22 protein-coding genes are annotated in these 24,997 nt (G+C 54.6%); all 22 read right to left on the reverse strand.

Annotated elements, in window-relative coordinates; genetic code table 11:
* Positions 1 to 50: 50 nt before the first annotated feature.
* On the reverse strand, positions 51 to 629 hold the full coding sequence (pgsA, locus tag BCM02_RS05615; RefSeq protein WP_148928086.1) for a CDP-diacylglycerol--glycerol-3-phosphate 3-phosphatidyltransferase: 579 nt from the start codon (positions 627 to 629) through the stop codon (positions 51 to 53).
* On the reverse strand, positions 626 to 1,954 hold the full coding sequence (gene rimO, locus BCM02_RS05620) for a 30S ribosomal protein S12 methylthiotransferase RimO (RefSeq protein ID WP_148928087.1): 1,329 nt from the start codon (positions 1,952 to 1,954) through the stop codon (positions 626 to 628). Before rimO ends, pgsA begins: the two co-directional genes overlap by 4 nt.
* A gap of 138 nt (positions 1,955 to 2,092) precedes the next feature.
* Positions 2,093 to 2,584, reverse strand: coding sequence for a YajQ family cyclic di-GMP-binding protein (locus tag BCM02_RS05625; RefSeq protein ID WP_148928088.1), 492 nt, complete (start codon positions 2,582 to 2,584; stop codon positions 2,093 to 2,095).
* A 111-nt stretch (positions 2,585 to 2,695) separates the two neighbouring features.
* Complete coding sequence (locus BCM02_RS05630; protein ID WP_148928089.1) at positions 2,696 to 3,658, reverse strand: helix-turn-helix domain-containing protein; 963 nt, start codon at positions 3,656 to 3,658, stop codon at positions 2,696 to 2,698.
* Positions 3,659 to 3,676: 18 nt separating this feature from the next.
* Positions 3,677 to 4,441, reverse strand: coding sequence for a DUF3388 domain-containing protein (locus BCM02_RS05635; protein WP_148928090.1), 765 nt, complete (start codon positions 4,439 to 4,441; stop codon positions 3,677 to 3,679).
* Positions 4,442 to 4,598: 157 nt separating this feature from the next.
* Entirely contained in the window at positions 4,599 to 4,844 is a 246-nt protein-coding gene (locus BCM02_RS05640) for a DUF3243 domain-containing protein (protein ID WP_148928091.1), read from the reverse strand.
* Positions 4,845 to 4,981: 137 nt separating this feature from the next.
* Positions 4,982 to 5,713: an elongation factor P 5-aminopentanone reductase gene (ymfI, locus tag BCM02_RS05645; RefSeq protein ID WP_148928733.1), complete on the reverse strand. Its 732-nt coding sequence runs from the start codon at positions 5,711 to 5,713 to the stop codon at positions 4,982 to 4,984.
* Positions 5,714 to 5,727: 14 nt separating this feature from the next.
* Complete coding sequence (yfmH, locus tag BCM02_RS05650) at positions 5,728 to 7,014, reverse strand: EF-P 5-aminopentanol modification-associated protein YfmH (protein WP_148928092.1); 1,287 nt, start codon at positions 7,012 to 7,014, stop codon at positions 5,728 to 5,730.
* Positions 7,015 to 7,016: 2 nt separating this feature from the next.
* Positions 7,017 to 8,297, reverse strand: a complete 1,281-nt coding sequence (yfmF, locus tag BCM02_RS05655) for an EF-P 5-aminopentanol modification-associated protein YfmF (protein ID WP_148928093.1) — start codon at positions 8,295 to 8,297, stop codon at positions 7,017 to 7,019.
* A 139-nt stretch (positions 8,298 to 8,436) separates the two neighbouring features.
* Complete coding sequence (gene sleB / locus BCM02_RS05660) at positions 8,437 to 9,252, reverse strand: spore cortex-lytic enzyme (protein WP_148928094.1); 816 nt, start codon at positions 9,250 to 9,252, stop codon at positions 8,437 to 8,439.
* 99 nt (positions 9,253 to 9,351) lie between these two features.
* The gene (locus tag BCM02_RS05665) at positions 9,352 to 12,030 is read right to left on the reverse strand and encodes an FtsK/SpoIIIE family DNA translocase (RefSeq protein WP_148928095.1); all 2,679 of its coding nucleotides are present in this window, start codon (positions 12,028 to 12,030) and stop codon (positions 9,352 to 9,354) included.
* A gap of 67 nt (positions 12,031 to 12,097) precedes the next feature.
* On the reverse strand, positions 12,098 to 12,322 hold the full coding sequence (locus BCM02_RS05670; RefSeq protein ID WP_148928096.1) for a YlzJ-like family protein: 225 nt from the start codon (positions 12,320 to 12,322) through the stop codon (positions 12,098 to 12,100).
* The gene (locus BCM02_RS05675; RefSeq protein ID WP_148928097.1) at positions 12,319 to 13,071 is read right to left on the reverse strand and encodes a ClpP family protease; all 753 of its coding nucleotides are present in this window, start codon (positions 13,069 to 13,071) and stop codon (positions 12,319 to 12,321) included. The genes BCM02_RS05670 and BCM02_RS05675 overlap by 4 nt, the downstream gene beginning before the upstream one ends.
* A 126-nt stretch (positions 13,072 to 13,197) precedes the next feature.
* Positions 13,198 to 14,877: a ribonuclease J gene (locus BCM02_RS05680; protein WP_148928098.1), complete on the reverse strand. Its 1,680-nt coding sequence runs from the start codon at positions 14,875 to 14,877 to the stop codon at positions 13,198 to 13,200.
* 473 nt (positions 14,878 to 15,350) lie between these two features.
* Positions 15,351 to 16,214, reverse strand: coding sequence for a 4-hydroxy-tetrahydrodipicolinate synthase (dapA, locus tag BCM02_RS05685; RefSeq protein ID WP_148928099.1), 864 nt, complete (start codon positions 16,212 to 16,214; stop codon positions 15,351 to 15,353).
* 103 nt (positions 16,215 to 16,317) lie between these two features.
* Positions 16,318 to 17,532, reverse strand: a complete 1,215-nt coding sequence (gene dapG, locus BCM02_RS05690; protein WP_148928100.1) for an aspartate kinase — start codon at positions 17,530 to 17,532, stop codon at positions 16,318 to 16,320.
* Positions 17,533 to 18,025: 493 nt separating this feature from the next.
* On the reverse strand, positions 18,026 to 18,619 hold the full coding sequence (locus BCM02_RS05695; RefSeq protein ID WP_148928101.1) for a dipicolinate synthase subunit B: 594 nt from the start codon (positions 18,617 to 18,619) through the stop codon (positions 18,026 to 18,028).
* A complete protein-coding gene (dpsA, locus tag BCM02_RS05700) occupies positions 18,616 to 19,515 on the reverse strand; it encodes a dipicolinate synthase subunit DpsA (protein WP_148928102.1) in 900 nt (299 codons plus the stop codon). Before dpsA ends, BCM02_RS05695 begins: the two co-directional genes overlap by 4 nt.
* Positions 19,516 to 19,730: 215 nt before the next feature.
* Entirely contained in the window at positions 19,731 to 20,174 is a 444-nt protein-coding gene (dut, locus tag BCM02_RS05705; protein ID WP_148928103.1) for a dUTP diphosphatase, read from the reverse strand.
* Positions 20,167 to 21,420: a M16 family metallopeptidase gene (locus BCM02_RS05710; protein WP_148928104.1), complete on the reverse strand. Its 1,254-nt coding sequence runs from the start codon at positions 21,418 to 21,420 to the stop codon at positions 20,167 to 20,169. The genes dut and BCM02_RS05710 overlap by 8 nt, the downstream gene beginning before the upstream one ends.
* Before the next feature lie 90 nt (positions 21,421 to 21,510).
* A complete protein-coding gene (locus BCM02_RS05715; RefSeq protein ID WP_148928105.1) occupies positions 21,511 to 22,506 on the reverse strand; it encodes a polysaccharide deacetylase family protein in 996 nt (331 codons plus the stop codon).
* A gap of 148 nt (positions 22,507 to 22,654) precedes the next feature.
* A complete protein-coding gene (gene pnp / locus BCM02_RS05720; protein WP_148928106.1) occupies positions 22,655 to 24,763 on the reverse strand; it encodes a polyribonucleotide nucleotidyltransferase in 2,109 nt (702 codons plus the stop codon).
* Positions 24,764 to 24,997: the final 234 nt, after the last annotated feature.

The raw sequence follows: 24,997 nt of genomic DNA on the forward strand, positions 1-24,997 counted from the left end.
ATGAAAGCACCATCCCTTCGCGCGGAAGAGATGATGCTTGTACGCAAGGCCTACTCCGTTAGCGGAATAAGATTTTTGTTTTTGACGAAATAATCGATGCCCGAATATACCGTGATGAGTGCGGCCGCCCAGCTGGAGATTTGGTCAAACGGGATATCGATGAACGTAAAGGGAAAGTTGTTCAGCAAGAGCGCGATAATCATCGTAATCTGTACCGCGGTCTTCCATTTGCCCCAAGTGGAAGCGGCCAGCACCGCGCCTTCGAGCAAGGCGATCTGGCGAAGACCCGTTACGGCGAATTCGCGGCTGATGATGACGATCGCGATCCATGCATCGACCTTGTCCATCTCCACCAGGGAAATGAGCACGGCCGCCACGAGAAGCTTATCCGCAAGCGGGTCGAGCAACTTGCCGAGATTGGTGACGATCTTGTTCTTGCGCGCGATATAGCCGTCCAGGCCGTCCGTCGCGGCTGCCACGATGAAAATCAACGTGGCGAGAATCTGATTCCACGTAATCGAGAAATCCGCGAAACTGAGCTCGTTCAAGTTGACGTTAATCAGCAGCAGGAACATGATGATCGGCACGAGAAAGATCCGTGCGAGCGTGATTTTGTTCGCTAAGTTCACGATAAGCCCTCCCCGGACATATCGAATTCATACGCGTGCGTGACCCGTACTTTCTGCATTTGTCCAATCGACGCGGAGCAGTTCGAAATAAACACTTCGCCATCGATCTCCGGAGCATCATACTCCGAACGTCCTATGTATACGTCGCTGCGGCCATCATACCGTTCCACGAGCACGTTGATCTCGCGTCCGATGTATTTACCGCCATTGCTTTTGGCCGATTCGCGTTGAATCTCCATCAGCGTGTTGGCCCGCCATTCCTTCACGTCGTCCGGCACCTGGCCCGGTAACCGAACCGCCGGCGTGTCCTCTTCAGCGGAATAGGTAAATACGCCAAGGCGGTCGAACTTCAGCTCGCGAATAAATTCGCATAACCGGTTGAAATCCTCGTCCGTCTCGCCCGGGAAACCGACGATCATCGACGTGCGAAGCGCGACATCCGGAATGCGCGCGCGGATTTTCTCGACTAATTCGCGAACGTCTCGTTGGCGACCAGGTCTGCGCATCCGCTTCAGAATCGTATCTTCGCTATGCTGCAGCGGCATGTCGATATAGTTGCACACTTTCGGGTTGGACGCGATCGTCTCAATCAACTCGTCCGTGAAAAATCCCGGATACGCGTAATGCAGGCGCACCCATTCCAAGCCTTCGATCTCGCTGACGCGATTAAGCAGCTCGGGCAACTTGAAGCCATCGTAAATATCGGTGCCATAATTGGTCGAATCCTGCGCGATCAGGCTGATTTCCTTCACGCCCTGCGCCACCAGCCCCTCCGCTTCGGCCACGATCGATTCGATTGAACGGCTGCGGAACTTGCCGCGCATGATCGGAATCGAGCAGAACGTACAAGCATTATCGCAGCCCTCCGCGATCTTGACGTACGCGGTATAACGCGGCGTCGACATGATGCGCGGCAGTTTCAGATCGTAGTCGAACGCCGGGTGGCCGACCATGGCCGGTTTCTTCCCGCGAAGCGCTTCGTCCACGATTTTATTAATATGGTGAAAATCGCCGGTGCCGACGATCCCATCGATTTCGGGCATTTCGTCCATCAGCTGTTTCTTGTAGCGCTGCGTCAAACAGCCAGATACGATGAGCGCTTTCAAACGTCCGGTCTCTTTGCGTTCAGCCATGTCAAGAATCGTATTAACCGACTCTTCTTTGGCAGCGTCGATGAATCCGCACGTATTGACGATGATTACCGTCGCGTCATCGGCCTGATCGACCAGCTGATATCCGCGTTCATGGATGAGGCCGGACATAATCTCCGAGTCCACTAGGTTCTTCTCGCAGCCAAGCGTCACTACTTTAACTCGTTCTGTCATGGAACCGATCCCTTCAGTCAAGCTATCTTAACAAGTATAATACAAGCAAAATACGAATGTCAAAATAGCAGAAAGCCCCGATTTCCTGCATCCGGAGACTTGGAAAGGGACTTTCGGCCTATTTATGTGCGTTTCGGTTTACTTGAAATTCGTAAACTGAAGCTCGACTTGCAAATCCGCGCCGCGCAGCAAATTCATAACCGCCTGCAAATCGTCCTTCGACTTGCCGGTGACGCGAATTTGATCGCCTTGGATCTGGCTCTTCACCTTCAGCTTGGAGTCGCGAATCAATACGTTGATCTTCTTCGAAACGTCCTGCTCGATCCCGCTTTTTAGACGGATCTTCTGTCTAACGGTACCAAGAGAAGCTGCCTCGACTTTGCCATAGTCCAAGTTCTTGATCGGTACGCCGCGCTTGATCATCTTCGACTTCAATATATCGAGCACCGCGCCGAGCTTATATTCGTCCTCGGACGTGACGACAAGCTCTTCTTTCTCCAACTTGATGCTGCTCTTGCTTCCTTTAAAGTCAAATCGGGTCTCGATCTCCCGCTCCGCCTGCGTAATGGCGTTGTTCATCTCCTGCATGTCCACTTTGGATACGATATCGAATGAATTTTCCGAACTCACGATGCGTCCAACTCCTTTTACGACGGTTTCGTCCCGTATTATACCCTATTCCCCTATATAAAGAAAAGGCACTCTCCGCATCGCGCGCGGCCCTAGTGCCTTCTCCACATCTTACTCGGTTGCCGTATTGCCCGACTGACCGCCGCTTTCGTCCGTACCGGTGGCTTGGCCGTTCGCTCCGCCAGAAACCGTGTCCGCGAGATTAAGCTGGAACCTGTGAGACTTGCTCACTTTATCTCCGTCGTCAAGCACATGGCCGTCGATTTTGACCTCGACAATATTAGCTTTCGCCACGCTTATGTACGTCGGACCGGTAAATTCGCTCGTGATGCTCTCCCCGTCCTGCAGCGTCGTATTCTCGACGTATTTGCCGTTCCGGTCTTTGTTCCTAATACCGATCCAGCAGGCACCGCCCGTCGCTTTAATCTCAATCGTGTGAGTGCCCGCCGTAGCAATCTCGTAATAATCCATGCTGCCGGAGCTCTTCACGAGCGTTGGAACGGTAGCTGGCGGCGTTGCTGGCACGACCGGATCCGGCGTCACCGTCTCCGGCTTCGTCGCATTCTGCCCGTTCGTCGTTCCGGACGACGTATTATTCGTACCCGCTCCAGACTCTGCTGGTTTTCCCGTATCGATCTTGTCCGTCAGTTTCGTCTGATCGTCGGCGGTATTCACATCGTCCGTCGGGTTATTAATGTAGAACACGTAGACGATCACGACAATCAGAATGAGAAACGACCACATGAGCGCCCGGAACCCCCAGCGGCTCCAACGGTCGGTCGTATGCACTTGCGAGCGGCGTGGACGCTGAACGGGTTCGACGACCGGCTCCTGCGGCGGCGTTGGCATCTCGTGTTGATAGAGGCGAAGCACTTCCTCCGCGTCCAAACCAACCGTTTCCGCATAGTTTTTCACGAAAGCGCGCACGTAGAACGAGCCCGGCAAAATGGAATAATCGCCATCTTCGATCGCTTCCAGATAACGCTTGCGAATCTTCGTCAAGTCCTGAATATCGTCGAGCGAATAGCCGCGCTGTTCCCGCGCCTTTCGGAGCAGGGCTCCCAAATCCGACATGACCACACCTCCCTTTACTTAGAAGTCGTTGTAATGCGCCGTGAAGGAATCGTAGTTGATCTCCTCGTCCGGCGTGTTGCGCAACTCGATTATGTAGTCAAAAGTGCTGTAATCGTAAGCGGATTCCTTTACGAAAATATCGGGATGCTCGATCACCTTCGTGGATGGCATTGCCATAATTTCCTGCAGCAGCGCGTAATGCTTCTCATTGGAACGTACCGTACTGACGATGCCGTCAATGATGAAGATGTTGTTTGGTGTCATCTCTTCCTCCGACAGCTGGCTGCGGACCGTCTGGCGAAGCAAAGTCGAAGAGACGAACGTCCAACGCTTGTTGGAGCAGACCGATCCCGCGATGATCGACTCGGTCTTACCGACGCGCGGCATACCGCGCAGACCGATCACTTGATTGCCTTCCCGCTTGAATACTTCGCCCAAGAAATCGACAAGCAAGCCTAACTCGTCGCGCGTAAATCGGAATGTCTTCCTGTCATCGGAATCTCGTTCTATGTAACGACCGTGACGGACGGCCAAAATATCAACCAGACGCGGCGAACGCAGCTTCGTGACGGTGATGTTCTCCACCTTCTGGAGCATGCGGCCCAAAATTTCGATTTTCTCTTCGTCGTTCGTCTGCAGCAGCATGCCGCGCGTGCGGTTCTCCACCCCGTTGATCGTCAAGATGTTGACTTCCAGCATGCCGAGCAAGGAAGCGATATCGCCAAGCAAGCCTGGCCGGTTCTTATGTATCTTATATTCCATATACCACTGTTTATACTCCATGAGACACCTCGTCAAGGGAATCGGCCCCTTGCTTCCTTCATTATGTTGCGGTTCGAAAGATTATTCTACAATATTCGCCAAACTCCTGCAACGGCGATCAGAAATATTGCAGAAAAGCCTCCCTGAACCGGAGGCTTTCCGCAAATGGCGCCAGTTGTTAATTGACCAACTTCACCATCAGCCTTGCAATCGTTTTTTTCTCTTCTTCATTGCCTACATCCCAAATTTCTTTAAGGATGCGCTGCTCTTCATTCTTCGGATCGACGCGCTCGTCAAGGAAAGAACCGATCTCGAAAGCCAGGTTCGAAATTGTCTCTTCATTCAGGCCCATCTTCTTGGCTTGCTCGACGCGGTCGGACAAGAACTGTTTCCAAGTGTCGAAATTCGTCAGTACAGTTGTCATTGTCTGAGGCCCTCCTTAGCGTTTGACCGTTAACCGGCAACAGTCGTATTGTGCGCGCATAAGGGTTCTCTTATACGACGACGCGGCTTGTCCAAAAGTTTCATGCGCGGCGAAAAAAGCAGCGAGTGCGAACCATGTTAGGTTAACCATCCGCCGTTCGGACTTATGATCTGCCCCGTAATATAGGATGATTCCGGAAGCGAAAGAAAATAAACGAGCGAAGCGATTTCTTCCGGCTGCGCGAACCGGCCGAGCGGAATTTCCGATTCGAGCGCCTCTTTCTCCCCTGCGTCCAAGTTATCCAACATGACCGTTTCGACGGCCCCCGGAGCAACGGCATTCACCGTTACGCCCGACGGAGCCAGCTCCTTGGCGAGCGCCTTCGTGAACGCGTTCATGCCGCCTTTGGTCGTGGAGTACAGTACTTCGCAGGAAGCGCCAGACATCCCCCAGATGGAAGAAACGTTGATAATTCGTCCATACCGTTGGGCGATCATCGAGGGCATGAACATTTGGGTGCTCAAGAACATGCCCTTCAAATTAACCGCCATGACATCATCCCATTCGTGTTCCGTTACATCGGCGAGCATTCCGTAATGAGCGATCCCCGCATTGTTGACGAGAATGTCCGGAACCATGCCTGCCGCCTCCAACTTCTCGCGCATTCGCAACAGTTGTTCCTTCGAACGCATGTCGGCGGCAACGGTCATGACGTTCGTGGCCCCCATTCGCATGCAACTGCGGGCGGTCTCATTGGCGGCTTCATGCGACTGCATATAATGAATGACGACGTTCATGGACTCGGCCGCGAAGCGCCGCGCGATGGCGGCGCCGATTCCGCGGCTTCCCCCGGTCACAAGAACCGTCATTTCCTTCAATGGTTTCAAGCAGGGTCCTTCGAGACGATCGAGACGGCCATGAGATCCCAACTAAAGTGTTCCCGCAGCCGCGCGTTGGCTTCGTCGAGCGTAATCGCTTCGTACACCGGGACCAGCTTGAATAGATCCGCGCCGCGGAACCGATAACGGGTAAATTCGCCGGCGATGGCTTCCGGGGAATTCAGAAGCCGGAGATAACTGCCGATTTTTTTGCGTTTGGTCCGCTCGAACGCGGCTTCGCTCAGTCCATTCGCTTGCGCTTCCTCAATCGCCGAGCGTAATCGGGTCAATAGCGCCTCTGGATCTTTGGTTTCTCCGCCGATCACGGAGAACGCGTAATCCTCGGCGCTGTTAAATTCATGGCCGAACGAATCCGAGATCAGATTGTCGTCGTACAGCGCATGGTAGATCGGCGAGCTTGATCCGAGCAGCGTGTCGAGCATCAACTTGGTCGCGACCTCGGTACGAAGCAGCGCCTCGGATGCGAGCGGCGCCCGGTTCTCCTTGAACCCGAATAACACTTTCGGAAGCGACACCGGAAGCTGCGCGGTTTTGCGCGGCGTGCGCACCGCTTCGGGCTCCGCGTCGATGAAGCGTTTGATCTCCCCCTGCGCTTCGAACTGCTTGGCAGCCTGATTGCGGCGGACGAGCTCCATCACCTTCTCCGGATCGACGCCGCCTACGATGAACAGGAACATATTCGACGGATGATAGAACGTCTCGTAACAGCTGTACAAGGTCTCCTTCGTAATCTTCCCGATCGACTCGGCCGTCCCCGCGATATCGATATGAATCGGATGCTTCTGGTAGAGGGCGTCGATCAGGCCGAAGTAGACGCGCCAGTCGGCATTATCCCGGTACATGTTGATTTCCTGCTCGATGATGCCTTTTTCCTTCTCCACGTTCTCGTCGGTAAAATACGGGCTTTGGACGAAGTTAATTAGCGTCTCGAGGTTAGCTTCAATCTGTTCGGTAGCCGAAAAGAGATATACCGTCCGGTCAAATGTCGTATAGGCATTGGCCGATGCTCCCTGGGAAGCGAACGTGGCGAAAATATCGCCCGTCGGCTCTTCGAACATTTTGTGCTCCAAGAAATGCGCTATGCCGTCCGGCACCGAAATTTGTTGTTCGCCTCCAACCGCGAAACGATTATCGATAGAACCGTAACGGGTCGAGAACGTTGCATAGGTTTTGCTGAATCCATCTTTCGGAAGCACGACGACTTCAAGACCGTTCGGCAGCACTTCGCGGTAGATCGTCTCCTGAACGCCAGGATAAGCGAGTTTCTCCATGCTTACGCCTCCTTTCCGTCTCGCAAGAAATAGATGGTATCCAGCTCGGTCTTGCGCGCCACGGCGGCGATTTGCTCATTGGTAACCGCCTGTACCTGCCGCAGCAGTTCTTCGGCGCTCCGGTCGCGTCCGCTCAGTACCGAATTGAAGTCGTAAGCGATCATTTCGCCCGCCGAATCCTGCAACTCGCGCAGATGGTTCGCGATCATCGCTTTCGTTTGGCTCGTCTCGAGCTCGCTGTAGTTGCCTGCGCGCATGCTCTCGAGCTGTTCTTGAATAATCGCGGTCGCTTTCTCGAAATTACCGATCTCGATCCCGGATTGTATCGTGCAAATGCCTTTATGCCCATCCAAACGAGACGCCGCGTAATACGCGAGACTTGCCTTCTCCCGCACGTTCAGGAACAACTTGGAATGAGGGTAGCCCCCCAAGATACCGTTAAAAAGCAATGCGGCTGGATAATCATCGTCTGCATATGTCGTATGCGTCCGCAGTCCCATGTTCAGCTTGCCCTGATTTACTTCCATCCGTTCAATAACGGTGTTGACTTCGCTTACATGCCGGGGATCGGACGATTTGGAATAACCCGCCGGTTCGCCTTGCGGGATGCGGAAGGCGCTTGCGACAAGCTGCTCGACCTCCGCAAGCGTAGTGTCGCCGACAACGTAAAGATCGAATGCGGCGGTCGACAGCCAGCGCTGGTATTGTTCGGTTAAGGAGGCGGGCGTTATGGACGCGATATCGGCGCGTTGACCCAAGGCATGCAGCCGATACGGTTCGCCTGCGCACATCTCTTCGATGCAGCGTTCGGCCGCATAGCGGATTTTATCGTTCACGATCGCTTCCAGCCGTTTATTCAGCGTATCTTTCTCCGCTTCCACGTATTTATCGCGGAACAATCCGTTCTCAAGCGCGGGCGCCGTCACGACCTCGCCGAGCAGTTTGAGCGATTCCGCCAGCAACGGCTGATCGGCGGATACGAATTTATCATTGATGACATCCATGCGGAATTGCACGATCTGCGCGTCCCCGCGCTTATACACGTCAAAGCCGAAGCCGGCACCGTATAAATCGTCAAGCCGTTCGCGGAATGCAATCGTCTCCGGCGTCTTCTCCGTTCCCCGGCGAAGCACGAAAGGAATGAGCGCCGTCTCGGTGACGGTCTCTTCCGCTAGCGGCAAGCCTGCAAATAGTGATATGGAGAATGTCTTGAATCGTTCCGTAGGCAGCACATGCATACGAATCCGATTGAGTTGTCCTCGTTCAAACCGGGCTTTGGTCACGATTCCCGCATCCCCTTCCGTTCGAATTATAGCCTGCGCATCATAGTCAATCTATTCCAGGTTCATGGAATCTATTCCATTCTACCTGAATGGAAATGGAAGAAGCAACCCGCTTGGCGGGCTGCTTCAGCTTAAGCGGCTACATGCAAAAAATATGTTTGCCGATCGTTTTCACTTGTGGCCGGGACCAAATCCATTTGCTGGTTGCGGTATCCGGATTGAAGTAATATATGCAGCCTCCGGTCGGATCCCAGCCGTTAATCGCGTCCTGCACGGCTTTGCGCGCGCGCTCGTTCGGCGTCAGCCAAATTTGGCCGTCCGCCACGGCCGTAAAGGCGCCCGGCTGAAAGATAACCCCCGAGATCGTATTCGGGAAGCTAGGCGACTTCAGCCTGTTGAGGATAACGGCGGCGACCGCGACCTGCCCTTCGTACAGTTCGCCGCGCGCTTCGCCGTAAACGGCGTTCGCCATCAGCTTGAGGTCGTTCTCCGACAATCCAAGGCGGTTCGATTTGCTGAGCGTCGTCGCCGGTCCCGTCGATTCCGCGACCGGGCGCGAAGCCGTACCGCCCGAGGCTCCCGTTCCCGTCGAGCCGGTCCCCGCCTTCCGCGGCAACTCCGCGGCCGTAGGCTTGTAACTCTTCGTCGCTTCCCACAGCTTCAGCTTCGTCTTCGATTCGACGATCCCGTCGGATTTCAAGCCGAATTTCCACTGAAACCAGGTGACGGCGTTTTTTGTTTTCGCCCCGAAGTCTCCGTCGACTTTGCCGTCGAAGAACCCCAAATACTTCAGTCGGCCTTGCAGTTCATAGACGTCCTTGCCCGAAGAGCCGAGCTTCAAGGTGGCATTGCTAAACGTTTCGGCGGTCTTCCCGCCTCCTGCATGCCTGAGCGTGAACGCACCGAACAACAGAAGGACGATGACCAAGGTCACCGTAATTAAACGATTTCTCATCCTTAGGATCTGCCTTTCCCTTGCTAGTGGATTCTAAAGGAGCAAGCAAGCTACCTGTAGTATGAGAAATCATTCTTCCTTCTATGCATGGATTTGGATCTAGGAGCTGATCTTTCCGGCATCGTATTGATCCAAACTCATAAGCACTTCGCGCGGTTTGCTTCCCTCGTACGGGCCGATGACGGATTTCGCCTCCATCTGGTCAATTAGGCGAGCCGCGCGATTATATCCTACCCGCATCCGGCGCTGCAGCAGCGAAACGGAAGCCTGCTTGGCCTCGAGCACGATGCGGACGGCTTGATCGAACAGCTCGTCCAGCTGTTCGTTCTGCTCGGAATCGGATTCATCCAACTCCGGCACAAGATCTTCTTTGTACTCTGCCTCCGCTTGGCCTCGCGAGAAATTCACGACCGCTTCAACTTCCGCGTCGGAGAGAAAGGCGCCTTGCACCCGGATCGGCTTCGACATGCCGACCGGCAGGAACAGCATGTCGCCGCGTCCCAGCAGCTTCTCCGCGCCTACCATGTCCAGAATCGTCCGGGAATCGACCTGCGAAGATACCCCGAATGCGATGCGGGACGGGATGTTCGCCTTGATGACGCCGGTAATGACGTCGACGGACGGACGCTGGGTCGCGATAATCAAGTGGATACCGGCCGCGCGCGCCATCTGCGCCAGCCGCGTAATCGCATCCTCCACATCCCCCGCCGCAACCATCATCAGGTCCGCGAGCTCGTCCACGATGACGACGATGAAAGGCAGAACCGCGGCCGGATTGTCGGCCATGAGCGTGTTGTAGCCCTCGATATTCCGCGTGCCGGATTTGGAGAACAGCTCGTAGCGCTTCTCCATCTCGACGACGATTTTCTTGAGCGCGAGCGAAGCGCGTCTCGGATCGGTTACGACCGGCGCGAGCAAATGCGGAATGCCGTTGTACATATTCAACTCGACCATTTTCGGGTCGATCATAAGGAACTTCACTTCGTCCGGTCGCGCCTTGTACAAAATGCTCGTAATGATGCCGTTAATGCAAACCGATTTACCCGAACCTGTGGCGCCCGCCACGAGCAAATGCGGCATCTTCGCGAGATTGCCCACGATCGGCTGCCCCGAGATATCTCGGCCGAACGCGATGGAAAGTCGAGCATTCACTCCTTGGAACGAAGGCGTCTCCATCACTTCCCGCATCGTGACGACGGAAACCTCCATGTTCGGAACTTCGATACCGATAGCGGACTTGCCGGGGATCGGCGCTTCCATCCGAATATCCTTCGCCGCCAACGCGAGCGCGATATCGTCGGTGAGACCGACGATTCGGCTAACCTTCACCCCCGTGGCAGGCTGGACTTCATAGCGGGTAACGGCGGGACCGCGCACGACGTCGAGCACTTTCGCCTTGACGCCGAAACTCTCCAAGGTCGCCTCCAGCTTCCGCCTAGCGTCATTTGCTTCCAGACCTTCTCCGCCGCGGCCCCCGCCAGACGGCTTGGACAACAAGGAGAACGGCGGCAGCTGGTATGGCTTCTTCACAGGTAAAGGTCTAATCAGCTCCGGCTGAATATTCGAGTCATCCGCCGCAAGCGCAGGACTATCGAGCAACGGTGAGCGGGCCGACGGCTGCGTTCCCTCATGAAGTTCGTTCTCTTCGGCATCTTCTCGATAGTCGTCCAGTTCATCCAATTGATCGCCGGGCTCGTTCCCGACAAGCGGCCAGGCGGTATCAGCGGCTGGACCCAGGTTCGCTCCCGGCTGGCCGGCATCCTGTTGCCAGGGAAGCTTGTCAGAGTCCAGCGTCCCCTGTTCTTCCTCATCCTGCTGCGCGTAAGATTGCCAGCTTCCTACCTCGTCGTCGTCTTCGTCATCCTGCCATTGCGATGCAATCGGCACGGCTTTCTTCCGTCCCGGAGAAACAGACCGCTCTTCTTCGATCATCCATTCATTGTCCGGTTCTGCGCCATCGCCCGTTGATGCCGGCTGTTCCGTGAACCAAGAGAAGAACGGAAGTTTCCTTCTCGGTCTCCGGGCAGGTTCGACTGGCAATTCCTCGTCATCATCGTCCAGATCATCGTCATCCAACAAGGTTGCAGCCGAAGTCGTGCCGCTCTTGGACGATTGCTTCGCGACGCGTCCGCCAGGGGGGAATAACTTTGCTCTTAGCAAGGAGAGCATGTGTCCGCCGCGTTTGCGCATGACGCCGGCGAGCTCGACGTAAGATTTGCCCGTCATTAACATGATCGAGATGGCAAACATGACGACCATGACGAAACGAGAGCCAAAATAACCGAATAGCATGTAGAGCAGCGTATATTGGATGGCGCCCGCATACCCACCGCTGATGGCTTGACCCGCTACCGCAGTCTCGTCCGACGCCATCGCCGGGTCCGGATCCAGCAGAGCGGCTCTGACGTCGCTTCCGAGCTCCTTCAGTATAAACCCGGATGATAATCCACCGACAGGCTCGGTCTTCAGATCCATCATCGCCATGGAACTATACAGCGTCATGCCGAGCACGAACAACAACAGCCCGCTCTTCCGGCTTGTCCACCCCGTCGGCCACGCGCGCTTCACCATGACGACCAGACCCACGTAAATGCCGACAAGTGCCAACACAAAATAAAACTTGCCCAGCAGCAGACCGAACAGTTTCGACAACGAGCGTCCTACTGCGGCTTCGCCGGACAAGGCAATGACCGAAAGCGTAATGAGAAGAATGCCGTACACTTCATATTTAAGGCTCGTCCCGATCGAGCTTTTCTTTCGTTTTTTCCGTTTCGCCACATCCGTCACCTCTGGTTGCATTATACCATAGGTGGACAAATGTTCCTATGCCGACCGAACACCGAAATTAAGCTTGGGGAGCCGAATAGGCGATCATCGTGCCAGGTGAATACTGCGGGTTCAGATAAGCATCCAGCGGACATTCCAGTAAACGGACGATCTTCCCGATGCCCGGCGACATGGGCTCGACTTGCATCTTGATGTCGCCGATGACGATATCCACATATGGTCCCGGTTGCTCATTCATGCCGCTTAGCACAAGCTCGAGGGGCATGCTCGTATAGAGCGTCATTGCGTAAGACCCCCCGGCGCTTTGCTCCGCTTATGCTCGTCGATGAACCGATTCAGATCACGAAGCGCGTCTCCGATACCGCCAACCGCATCGATCAAACCGTGTTTGACGGCATCCGCCCCGATAACGGTCGTTCCGATATCGCGCGTCAGTTCCCCGGTTTTGAACATAAGTTCCTTGAATTTCTGTTCCGTAATATTCGAATGGGAAGTCACGAAACGCGTTACTCTCTCCTGCATCTTGTCCAAGTATTCGAACGTTTGCGGTACGCCGATGACAAGGCCGTTCAACCGGATCGGATGAATCGTCATCGTCGCCGTCTCTGCGATAAACGATTTGTTGGCAGACACGGCGATTGGCACGCCGATCGAATGGCCACCCCCAAGCACCAGCGTCACCGTCGGCTTCGTAAGCGACGAGATCATTTCCGCGATCGCCAAACCGGCTTCGACGTCACCGCCCACCGTGTTGAGCACGATCATAATGCCTTCGATCTTCGGATTCTGTTCAGCCGCGACTAATTGCGGAATGAGATGTTCGTATTTCGTGGTCTTGTTCTGCGGCGGCAGCACCAAATGCCCTTCCACCTGACCGATAATGGTCATACAGAAGATATTCGATTCGGATGCCGGCGTCATCGTTTGTCCTAATTGCTGAATGGTGTCGACGATCGGATTCGATGGCTTTTTCTCGCCTCCCTGTGGTTCGGGCTGCTCCGCTTTCTCATTCGTTGCTGCATATTCCCACATTTCGGTTCCTCCTGTTTTATGAACTGTGCATAGTATGGGGTGAGGTACTGGAATTATACAGAGGAGGGAGAAAATAAAAAGGCTCCTCCCTTCTCGCGAACAGCGATCAGGAAAGGAACCTGGGAATTATACTTCCATAATAATCGGCAAAATCATCGGACGACGGCGCGTCTGTTCGTAGAGGAAGCGACCGAGCGCATCCTTCACGTTCGTCTTGAGCGATGCCCACTCGTTGACATTGTCGTTCATCAGCTTATGCAGCGTCGAGGTAACGATTCGGTTCGCTTCTTCCAGCAAACCTTCCGATTCGCGTACATAAACGAACCCGCGGGAGATAATGTCCGGACCGGACAAAATCGCGCCATCTTGTTTGCTGAGCGTCACGACCACGACAAGAATGCCGTCTTGCGACAACAGCTTGCGATCGCGAAGAACGATATTACCGACGTCGCCAACGCCAAGACCGTCGATCAATACATTGCCCGCCGGCACTTTATTGCCTTTACGCGCGTTGCCGCCCTGGAACTCGACGGTGTCCCCGTTATCAACAAGGAAAATGTTCTCCTTCTCGATACCGACCGACTCGCCAAGCAGCGCGTGCGAACGAAGCATGCGGAATTCGCCGTGAATCGGAATGAAAAATTTCGGACGGATTAAATTAATCATGAGCTTCAGCTCTTCTTGGCTGCCGTGACCGGATACGTGTACGCCGGAAATGGAGCCCGGACCATAAATCACGTTCGCGCCCAGACGCATCAGCTCGTCCACCGTACGGCCGACGTAACGCTCGTTGCCCGGAATCGGCGTTGCCGCGATAATGACCGTATCGCCTGGCATAATGTCGATTTTGCGATGCGTATTGCGGGCCATGCGGGTCAAAGCGGACATTGGCTCGCCTTGGCTGCCGGTCGACAGTACGACGACGCGATCCGCCGCCATTTTGTTCACTTCTTCCGGTTCGATAATCATGCCTTCCGGAATATCTAGATAGCCTAGTTCGGAAGCAATGGTTACGACGTTCACCATGCTGCGGCCGACGACGGCGATTTTGCGGCGCGTCGCCATAGCCGCGTTAATGACCTGTTGAATCCGGTGCACGTTGGACGCGAACGTCGCAACGACGACGCGCTGCGGCGATTTGCGGAAAATATCCTCGAGCTCGGGGCCGATCATGCTCTCCGACGGCGTGAAGCCCGGACGTTCCGCGTTCGTGCTGTCCGACAGCAGGGCCAGAACGCCGCGTTTGCCGATATCGGCGATCCGCTGCAGGTCCGCATATTGGTTGTTGACCGGCGTGTGGTCGAATTTGAAGTCACCCGTATGTACGACTGTTCCTTCCGGCGTGTCCAAGCAAACGCCCACGGAATCCGGAATACTGTGGTTCGTTTTGAAGAACGAAGCCGTGATCGAGCCCAACTGAAGCTCTGATTCCGCATTGATCAGAATGCGCTTCGTCTCGCCAAGCAGCCCCGCTTCTTTCAATTTACCCTCGATCAGACCGAGGGTCAGCTTCGTGCCGTACACCGGCACGTTCAGATGTTTCAATACGTAAGGCAGGCCGCCGATATGGTCCTCGTGGCCGTGCGTGATAAGAATACCGCGTACTTTATCCCGGTTCTCCGTCAAATACGTGATATCCGGAATAACGATGTCGATGCCGAGCATGTCCTCTTCCGGGAACTTCAAGCCCGCGTCAACAACGACGATATCGTTCGCATATTGAACGACATACATATTCTTACCGATTTCACCTACGCCGCCCAATGCGAAAATGAGCAGTTTATCCTGGTTGTTTTTCTTCGACAAGTGGATCTGTACCTCCTATGAAAATTGCATAAATGTAATCCCCTACGTTTCGTCCAATGCGAAAAAACGGGGTCGTATCTCAATCGGGTCTATGGACGCCGCTCAAACCTTAATCGAATTTGCTAAAATTTGCCGCACATCGTCACTTGAGAACATTATACATGATTGAAATTAAGAAACACAAGTAAACGTATTCTTCAAGGTGAAACGATTGGCGCCATCCTTTATAGGCGACATCCGTTTCATTCCGGAGAAATACAAGGTTAATTGATAAGCGTGGAATGTATAAATTCTTGTATTTCAAGGTGAAACGATTGGCGCCGTCCTTTATAGGCGACATACGTTACGTTCCGGAGAAATACAAGATGATTTGATAAACACAAAACGTATAAAACTTGTATTCCCGTAACAAACGACAAGACCGATGCAGGTGCACCGGTCCCGTCGCGGTTCTCTCCAATTGTGGATGACGGCTAAGGCAGAAGCTTGCGAAGGATGTCGATTTCCGCCTCGTTCGCCGCGACCAGCGGCAAACGAACGCCGCCAACCGGTTGGCCGACCAAACCAAGCGCCGCTTTCACGAGTACCGGATTCGGCAAGTCGAACAAGCCTTTGAAGACCGGGAAACATTCGGTATGCAGCGCAGCCGCCTCTTGCACCCGGCCGTCCAGATAAGCTTCGATCATCGTCTTCATGCGGTCTCCGATAACATGGCTGGCCACGCTGACGATTCCTTGGCCGCCAATCGCAAGAACCGGCAGCGTTACGCTGTCGTCGCCGCTGTATACGAGAAATCCTTCGGGCGCTCCCGCGATGATTTGCGAAACCTGCTCCAACGACGCGCACTCCTTGGTCGCAACGATATTCTCGATTTGCGCTAAACGAAGCGTCGTCTCGGCCGTCATGCTCGCAACCGTGCGAGACGGTACATTATATAACACGACCGGCAACTTGGTGGATTCGGCTATCGCTTTGAAATGCTGATAGATGCCCTCTTGGGTCGGGCGATTGTAGTACGGTACGACAAGCAGCACGCCGTCAACGCCGGCTTGCTCCGCAATGCGCGTCAAATGAATGGAATGCGCCGTATCGTTGCTGCCCGTACCTGCAATGACGCGAGCACGGCCAGTCGCGCGTTCCACGACGAACCGGAAAAGCGCTTCCTTCTCGCCATCCGTTAGCGTCGGGGATTCGCCCGTCGTGCCGGAAACAACCAAACTGTCGCTTTTTTTCGCATCGATCAAATAATCAACCAGTCTACCCGTCGCTTCCCAATCGATTGCGCCGACCTCGTCGAACGGGGTTACCATTGCCGTAATTAATCTTCCGAATTGCATGCGGTCTCCTCCTAGATCCTACAGCCGACTTCTACCTGCGTGCGGCCCTGGCATGAACCTTGCAAAAAATCCGAACGCCGCAAATCGGCGTTCGGCCTAGCTTCTATTCGTGAAGAGCGAATTTGGCATGCAGCGCGCGCAGCGCTCCGGCCATATCCGACTCTCTTACGAGCACCCAAATTGTCGTGTTGGAATCCGCCGATTGCAAGATCGGAATTCCTTGCTCCGTCAATGCTTCCACGATTCGAGCCATGATACCCGGCACGCCGTTCATGCCACCGCCGATAACGGACACTTTGGCGCATCCTCTAACGGCAACTGGCGCAAAACCGATTGCACGCAAAATCGTAATCGCTCGTTCGGCGTCTTCGTCGAATACGGTATACACCGCTCCGCTCGGCGTCACGTTGATAAAATCAACGCTGATCTGATGCTTCGCCATCGCTTGGAAAACGTGCAGCTGCACGTCAGCAGGTCCTTCCTGCGCATGAACGGTAATTTGCGTTACGCCGCTAACATGCGCAACGCCAGTTACATGACGGTCCTTGACCAGTGCCGCTTGTCGCGCGTCCGTAATATCGGTAACGAGCGTGCCTTCGTCTTCCGAAAACGTAGAGCGCACGCGGAGCGGAACCCGAGCTTGCTGCGCGATCTCGACCGCGCGAGGGTGAATGACTTTGGCGCCCAAGCGAGCCATGTTGCAAATTTCCGCATAGCCGACAACGGTGAGCGGGCGCGCATCTTCGACGATTCGCGGATCGGCGGTGAGAATGCCGTTGACGTCGGTGTAAATATCCACGCGCTCCGCATGAAGGGCTGCGCCAAGCGCCGTTGCCGACGTATCGCTGCCGCCGCGGCCAAGCGTGGTAAGATCCCCATCTTCGGTCACGCCCTGGAACCCGGTGACGACGACGACCTTGCCTTCATTAAGATGACGTTCGATTTTCTCCGTGCGTATTTCGAGAATACGAGCACGGCCGAATTGATTGTCCGTGATCATGCCTGCGCCGCCGCCAGTCAAGGCGACAGCCGGGATAGAACGGCTCTGCAGTAGGCTGCACAAAGTGGCCGCGGAAATAATTTCTCCGCAGCCAAGCAGCAAGTCCCTCTCCCGCGACGGCAGTGAATCGCCATTGTCGCGTATGAAACCGAGCAGCGTATCGGTTGCGTAGGGTTCGCCTTTGCGCCCCATAGCCGACACGACTACGACCAGCCCATACTGCTGACTGCGTTCGCGCTCGATATGCTTGATAACAAGCTCGCGCGCTTCCGGCGTAGACAACGACGTGCCGCCGAACTTCTGAACTAAGATGGGCATGTTCAAACCTCCGTTATCGACCGAAAGACGAATGTCAGACCGTCGCGAAAGGCAACCCGCTGTAATTAGCAAGTTCTGATTAGCTTGCGATATCTCGACGACTTGCATGGCGTTCCATGCCCCGCCTATAAGCAAATCTACCGAACGATTCACATGTTAAAGCCGCGCCGCGAACCATAAGGCCCGCGGCGCAAACGACCGGCAAATCCAGCCGGTTCCCTTCTGCTTCGGCGGCAAGCAAGCGCTAAGCCTACTCCCCGCTGGTCAACGAGAACTCCGTCAGGAGATCGGACAGCAGTGTCTTCACGTCTTCTAGGTCGTTATAGTTTATTGTGCTGCGTAGACAGATTCCGATTGTCCTTAGACGACAGCTATACGTGCGCATCTCTATAAAGGCCGAAGGACAAACGTTATGTCGCTCGCCGCGAACAACGCCGTCCTACATCGGATTATAAAGATAAACAAAATTCGCAATTCTTCAGTTAATTAGATATTAAATATGATACCGCTCCAACAACAGAGGCTGCAGTTGTTTGCCTTGAAGCGCGGCTTCGCAAGCCTCCGGAACGAGATCCATGCTGGCTACGAGCGAATTCGGCTTCTGGACCCAATTGTCCTGCCCGAACGGAACGAAATAAACATTCTTCGTCACAAGCAGCTTTGCGATATTCGCCGCGTTAAGCCCAAGCCCGTCATTCGTCGAGATCGCGATGACCAGCGGGCGCTGGTTCCGCATTTGCGACTTTGCAGCCATAAGTACCGGACTATCGGTCATCGCATTCGCCAATTTGCTCGTCGTATTGCCCGTGCAGGGCGCGATGACGAGCACGTCGAGCAGTTTGGAAGGTCCAAGCGGCTCGGCTTGCACGATCGACGTAATCAACTCATTGCCCGTGATCGATCTTAGCTGTTCCTGCCAGCTGGCGGACGTGCCGAATCTCGTATCCGTCGTCAAGAACGAGTGCGAGACGATCGGAACGACATTCGCTCCTTCATCCACAAACCGCTGAATAACAGGCATGACCTCTTCAAATGTACAATGAGATCCCGTCAACGCATAACCTACCGTTTTTCCTTGCCATTTCATTGCGCATTCCCCCGCTTACTGGTCTCTTCCATAATTAGCCGACTGAGCACTTCCGCAATGATACGTCCAGCGGTTTTGGGAGCGACTATACCAGGAAGACCGGGGGCGAGCAACGCTTTAATACCCCGCTTCTCGGCAAAACGGAAATCGGTTCCGCCCGGCTTGGAAGCAAGGTCAATTATGACCGCTCGCGATGGCAAATTTGCGATAATTTGCGCTGTGACTATCATAGTCGGAATTGTGTTAAAAAGCAAGTCAATATTCCCCACCTGACGGATGAGATCCTTGAGGTAAAACGGCTCAAAACCCATCTCGTACGCCCTTGCATAGTGCTCTTCTTTCCGTATGCCTACCTTCACTTTCGCCCCTAAACCTTGCAGCGTTCTCGCTAGCGTAAGTCCCGTTCTGCCGATGCCGAGCACCATGGACGAAGAACCGTGGATCGTAATGTCCGTATTCTGAATGGCCATCATGATGGCGCCTTCCGCCGTCGGAATCGAATTGTAGATCGCGACATCGTCGCGGTCGAACAGCTCCACAAGCGCTATCCCGTGCTTGCCGCACAATTCGCGCAAATAAGGCTTCGCCATCCCGGCGTAAACGGTGCTATGTTTCGGCAACTTCGAAACTTCTTGGCTTGTCAAGATCAGCTCCTGATCGCTGAATACGGTCATGATCTTTCCGTCGTCATCCGTGCCAACGGCCGGCAAAATAAGGGCATCGGCCGATTGGAACAGTTCTTGGCTATACTCGGCTTGGATCGCTCCGTCTAGCGGAGTACGCAATTGGTCAAAGCCGGCGACCGTTACGGATGCATCTAGCTCCGTCAACTTGCGGATCACCTCAAGCTGGCGGGCATCGCCTCCGAGCAGCACGACTTGAACCCCTGTCAGCATTCAGGAATCACTCCTTTCCCCGTGGCTTGCGGCAGCCTTCGCGGGCTTGCCGAATCGCCATTAGCGCACTTGGCTATAGACCATATTATGCAGCAGCCTAAAATGGGTGCGTGCCCCGCATAAGGTTCGACTGAAGGCGATTGTCGCAGGAAATACTCGGCATAAATAAAAAAACCGAAGCCCCCGCTTCGGTTTTTCTTTCATCTATATTGCAGTTACACGCCCGTATGGCCGAAACCCCCAGTCCCGCGCACCGTATCCGGAAGCTCATCCGCTTCTTGGACCGTGACCGCAGGCACAACCTGGAATACCATTTGCGCAATCCGCTCGCCGCGTTCGATCGTGAATGGCTCTTGGCCTAAATTGACGAGCAGCACCTTCACTTCGCCGCGATAATCCGCATCAATGGTACCAGGCGTATTCAAGCACGTGATGCCATGCTTGAAGGCTAGGCCGCTCCTTGGCCGAATTTGCGCTTCGAGTTCGCCGGGCATCGCCATCGCGAAACCGGTCGGAATCAGCTTGCGCTCGCCCGGAACAAGCGTAATGGGCTCACTCACGGCGGCCCTCAGATCAAAGCCGGCCGCAAGCTCGGACATTTTGCTCGGCAGTTCGATCTCTTCGTTGCCCGGGAGCCGTTTGAACAACACGTTATACAAGGCAATCCCTCCCGATCGAAGCTGCCGCCTTATCGTTGCTGCCGACCATCGCGACCGCGAACGGTACGGACAGCATCCATTTCGTGACGTCGCGGATATCGTCCATGCTTACCGCGTCGATGCGGGCCAGCAACTCATCCAGCGTGTAGTGCCTACCGATCATCAGCTCGTTCTTGCCCAGGCGGTTCATTCGGCTGCTGGTGCTCTCAAGACTCAAGATCAGGCTGCCTTTAAGCTGCTCCTTGCCGCGATGCAGCTCTGCGTCGGACAATCCCTTCGCCGACAGTTCCTGCATCATCTCGATTGTCAGGTCTAACACGTCCTTCGTCTGTTTCGGCGCGGTTCCCGCATAGACAGTGAACAAACCGCTGTCCGCATACGAGGTATGATAGGAGTAGACGGAATAAGCCAACCCCCGTTTCTCTCGGATTTCCTGGAACAAACGCGAGCTCATGCCGCCGCCTACCGCGTTATTCAGCAGAATCATCGCGTACAGCTGCGGATCGGCAATCGACAAGCCTGGGAACGTCATGCAAATGTGATTTTGTTCCGTTTTCTTCTGATGGAAGAGATAGGTGCCTTCAAATGCCGGCGCGGTGATCGGGCTATCGGTCCCTCGGTTGGCGAACGCGCCGAAATGACGTTCGAGCAGTTCGATCAGCGCTTCTTTCTCCACATTGCCCGCCACCGCAATGACCGTATTATCAATCCGGTAATTACTCTTCAAATGATTACGCAGCGTGTCGCTCGTCATCGCCGTTAGCCGCTCTTCCAGTCCGAGAATGGAATATGCCAGCGGGTGATCGCCGTACGATGCGCGCGAAGCTTCGTCATGCACCTTGTCGTCCGGAGTATCCTCGTACATCGCGATTTCTTCAAGAATGACGTTCTTCTCTTTCGCGAGTTCGTTGTCGTCGAACTGGGAATTAAAGAACATATCGGCGAGCGCGTCGACGGCGAGCGGCAAATGCTGGTCCAGCACTTTCGCGAAATAGCAGGTATACTCCTTGGCCGTGAACGCGTTCACGTTGCCGCCGATGCCGTCGAACAGGTCGGCAATGTCTTTGGCGGAGCGTTTCTCCGTTCCTTTAAACAGCATATGTTCGATAAAATGCGAGATTCCATTGTTCTCCGGCGTCTCATTGCGCGACCCCGTCTTGACCCAGATCCCGAACGAGACCGACCGGCATGTAGGAATATACTCCACGACGACCCGCAGTCCGTTGCTAAGCGTGTATGTATTCAAGGTTATTCCTCCTCGAGCATTCTCTATATGAAGAGAACCCCCATCATCATGAGCATGATCCTAAAAATCAATGATATCACTATAACAAAATTAAGGCGCGGTCACAACTTGCGGCACACGGTCGGGCGACAGCGTGTCGGATACGGTGCCAAGCGCGTACCCTTTCGCTTTGATCGCCGTGATCAACCCCGGCAGCGCCCCGCTCGCCGAATCGGTCGGATGCATTAGAATCAGGGATCCCGGTTCGATCCTGCTGCCGATCTTGGCGACGATCGAGCTCGGCGAAGGATGCTGCCAATCGACGGTATCGAGCGTCCAAAGCACGGTTTGCAGGCCTTGACCATATGCCACATCCACGGTCATCTGGTTATAATCGCCCGAAGGAGGAGCAAACCAACGGTTTTGCACGCCAAGCGTCGACTTCAGCAACGCTTCGGTTCGCGTAATTTGAGAGAGTTGCGCTTGCCTGGACAACTTGCTCATGCTCGGATGCGAATATGCGTGGTTGGAGATCTCGTGACCTTCCGCCTGAATGTGTTTGGCCAAATCCGGATTGTTCATCAGCCATGTACCGTCGAGAAAGAAGGTCGCTTTGACGCCCCCCTTTCGAAGCGTCTTCAGCATCGGTTCCACATATTCATTCCCCCATGCGACGTTTATCATGAACGAAGCCATCTTCTTGTTCGGATTTCCCCGGTAAATCGGGACCGCTCCCAGATCGTCAAGCCCGACGGCCGGCGGCGTTTCCTTATATACATAATCGATCGGCGTATGCAACGGCGCATGTTTCATCCGTTCCATCGTACGCTCTACGTCGATCTCCAATCCGTTATACCCGGGAATCGCTTTCCAAATACGGTCAACCTGTGCATTGATCGGCTTAACGCGCGTCTTCGCCGCCTCTTCTTCGATTGTCTTGCGCAGCGTCCGATCTCCCGGCGACATGGACAAGTTCGCGAACGCCTCTCGCGCCCCAATACCCTGCTTCACGCCGTTTATATAAGCCGTCCAATCTCCGCTCCATTGAACCGCGATCAACAGCGTCCCCATCATAATCGCCATCGCGACCATCTTTCCCAGCTTCATGACGTTCGTCCCACCCTTCTCTTTCATCCTATTACAGCTTGGACGGAAATATGAACGAGCAGGTGTGGGGGATGTTGGAAAACAAAAAAAGAGACAGATATGACTCTGGCTCTTTCTTCGACGATATAAAGGAGAGAGCGGCGACGTCCTAAGACTGCGCCTGCTCTTCTTGTTGAGCGACCAGCAATACTTTGCGGGACAAGTTGACGCGGCCTTGATTGTCGATCTCCGTTACCTTGACGGTAAATTGATCGCCGATCTTCACGGCATCCTCAACTTTCGCCACCCGTTCGGTCGACAGCTGGGAGATGTGAACTAGGCCGTCTTTACCTGGCAAAATTTCCACGAACGCGCCGAATTTCTCGATCCGTTTGACCGTACCCAAGTAAATTTCGCCGACGATGACTTCGCGGACGATGCCTTCGATGATCTGCTTCGCGCGCTCGTTCGCCGCTTGGTTGGAGGAAGCGATGAACACTTTGCCATCTTGTTCGATATCGATTTTGACGCCGGTCTCTTCGATAATCTTGTTGATGACTTTGCCGCCTGCGCCGATGACATCGCGGATTTTGTCCGGATTGATGTTCATGATGACGATCTTCGGCGCGTACTGAGACAGCTCTGTGCGCGGCTTCTGCATGACTTCGTTCATCTTGCTCAAAATGTGCATACGGCCTACGCGAGCTTGCTCGAGCGCTTGCGTCAAAATCGCGCGGTCGATGCCGTCGATTTTGATGTCCATTTGAATCGCTGTCACGCCTTCAGGCGTACCCGCGACTTTGAAGTCCATATCGCCGAGGTGGTCTTCCATGCCCTGAATATCGGACAGGATGGAGAAATGCTCACCATTCTTGATGAGACCCATAGCCACGCCGGCTACCGGTGCCTTGATCGGTACGCCCGCATCCATCATTGCCAGCGTGCTCGCGCAAATACTTGCTTGGCTCGTGGAACCGTTCGACTCCAGCACTTCGGATACGAGGCGAATGGTGTACGGGAATTCGGATTCCGGCGGAATGACTTTGGAGAGAGCGCGCTCGCCCAAAGCGCCATGTCCGATCTCGCGGCGGCCTGGAGGACGTAGCGGTCTCGCTTCGCCGACGCTGAACGGCGGGAAGTTGTAATGGTGCATGAAACGCTTCGTTTCTTCCAGGTCGATACCGTCGAGAATTTGCACGTCACCTAGCGCGCCAAGCGTACAAATGCTGAGCGCTTGCGTCTGTCCCCGCGTGAACAGACCGGAACCGTGCGTGCGCGGCAGAAGCGCGACGTCGCATTCGATTGGACGAATCTCGTCCAGCGCGCGGCCGTCGGGACGCACTTTGTCGTGCGTGATCAGTCGCCGAACTTCTTCCTTGACGATATCGTACAGCACTTCCTTCACGTCGCCGAGCAACTCAGGCGTCTCCGCGTATTCGACTTCGAAATGAGCGATCGTCTCCGCATTCGCCGCGTCGATGGCATCCTGGCGCGCGTGCTTCTCGTGAATGCGGACGGCTTGTACAAGACGTTCCGAAGCGAATGCGCGAACTTGCTCGTTCACCTTCGCATCCGGTTCATGAAGTTTGACTTCCATTTTCGGCTTGCCGGCAACAGCTACGAGCTCTTCGATCTTCGCGACGATCTTGCGAATTTCATCATGCCCGAACATGATCGCTTCCAGCATCACGCTCTCCGGCACTTCGTTCGCTTCCGCTTCAACCATCATAATGGCATCTTTCGTGCCCGCGACGACGACATAAATGTCGGTCTTCGATTCTTGCTCGATCGTAGGGTTAATAATAAACTCGCCGTCGATTCGTCCGACGATAACGCCGCCGATCGGTCCGTTGAACGGCACGTCCGAGATCGACAACGCCGCCGACGTTCCGATCATCGCCGCAATCTCCGGCGGGCAGTCTTGGTCGACGCTCATGACGATATCCGCGATTTGAACTTCGTTCCGGAACCCTTCCGGGAACAACGGACGAATCGGTCGGTCGGTCAAACGGCTCGCCAAAATCGCTTTCTCGCTCGGACGGCCTTCGCGTTTAATAAATCCGCCTGGAATTTTGCCTACCGCGTACAGTCTTTCTTCGTAGTTCACCGTAAGCGGGAAAAAGTCCAGCTTTTTCGGTTCATTCGAAGCCGTTACCGTACACAGGATAACCGTCTCGCCGTAACGGACCGTCACCGCCGCATTCGCTTGTTTCGCCAATCGTCCCGTCTCCAAAATAAGCGGACGTCCGCCTAGCGACATTTCAACACGCTGTATCATGAAATCCCTCCTTGCTGCACCTGAGGTCTCTCCCCCGATGGCTGCAGTTCTATCAGTTTGCAAGTTGATATAAGAAAAGCTCCCGCAAAAGTTGGAGCTTATCAATTAGGATCGATCCGTCACTCCGTCGTGAAGCGGAACCGCAATAACCCCATTATGTAGCTTTTCATCCAAGGCGGCTAACCATACTCCGTCCTTTCCTCGGACAAGTCCTTTACGTTACAAAAAGCAACC

Origin of the sequence: Paenibacillus methanolicus, assembly GCF_008124765.1 — a bacterium.
Classification (GTDB): Bacteria; Bacillota; Bacilli; order Paenibacillales; family Paenibacillaceae; genus Paenibacillus_Z; species Paenibacillus_Z methanolicus.

Bases quoted from the DNA above. Each gene is read 5' to 3' on its own strand.
- BCM02_RS05630 (WP_148928089.1), bottom strand. From the start codon at position 3,658: ATGTCGGATTTGGGAGCCCTGCTCCGAAAGGCGCGGGAACAGCGCGGC.
- pnp (WP_148928106.1), bottom strand. From the start codon at position 24,763: ATGATACAGCGTGTTGAAATGTCGCTAGGCGGACGTCCGCTTATTTTG.
- BCM02_RS05695 (WP_148928101.1), bottom strand. From the start codon at position 18,619: ATGAAATGGCAAGGAAAAACGGTAGGTTATGCGTTGACGGGATCTCAT.
- ymfI (WP_148928733.1), bottom strand. From the start codon at position 5,713: ATGACGGTTCTTGTGACCGGGGGAAGCCGCGGAATCGGCGCCGCCATC.
- BCM02_RS05640 (WP_148928091.1), bottom strand. From the start codon at position 4,844: ATGACAACTGTACTGACGAATTTCGACACTTGGAAACAGTTCTTGTCC.
- dpsA (WP_148928102.1), bottom strand. From the start codon at position 19,515: ATGCTGACAGGGGTTCAAGTCGTGCTGCTCGGAGGCGATGCCCGCCAG.
- dapA (WP_148928099.1), bottom strand. From the start codon at position 16,214: ATGCAATTCGGAAGATTAATTACGGCAATGGTAACCCCGTTCGACGAG.
- yfmH (WP_148928092.1), bottom strand. From the start codon at position 7,014: ATGGAGAAACTCGCTTATCCTGGCGTTCAGGAGACGATCTACCGCGAA.
- BCM02_RS05715 (WP_148928105.1), bottom strand. From the start codon at position 22,506: ATGAAGCTGGGAAAGATGGTCGCGATGGCGATTATGATGGGGACGCTG.
- rimO (WP_148928087.1), bottom strand. From the start codon at position 1,954: ATGACAGAACGAGTTAAAGTAGTGACGCTTGGCTGCGAGAAGAACCTA.
- sleB (WP_148928094.1), bottom strand. From the start codon at position 9,252: ATGAGAAATCGTTTAATTACGGTGACCTTGGTCATCGTCCTTCTGTTG.
- BCM02_RS05670 (WP_148928096.1), bottom strand. From the start codon at position 12,322: ATGACGCTCTATACGAGCATGCCCCTCGAGCTTGTGCTAAGCGGCATG.
- dapG (WP_148928100.1), bottom strand. From the start codon at position 17,532: ATGCCCATCTTAGTTCAGAAGTTCGGCGGCACGTCGTTGTCTACGCCG.
- BCM02_RS05635 (WP_148928090.1), bottom strand. From the start codon at position 4,441: ATGGAGTATAAACAGTGGTATATGGAATATAAGATACATAAGAACCGG.
- BCM02_RS05675 (WP_148928097.1), bottom strand. From the start codon at position 13,071: ATGTGGGAATATGCAGCAACGAATGAGAAAGCGGAGCAGCCCGAACCA.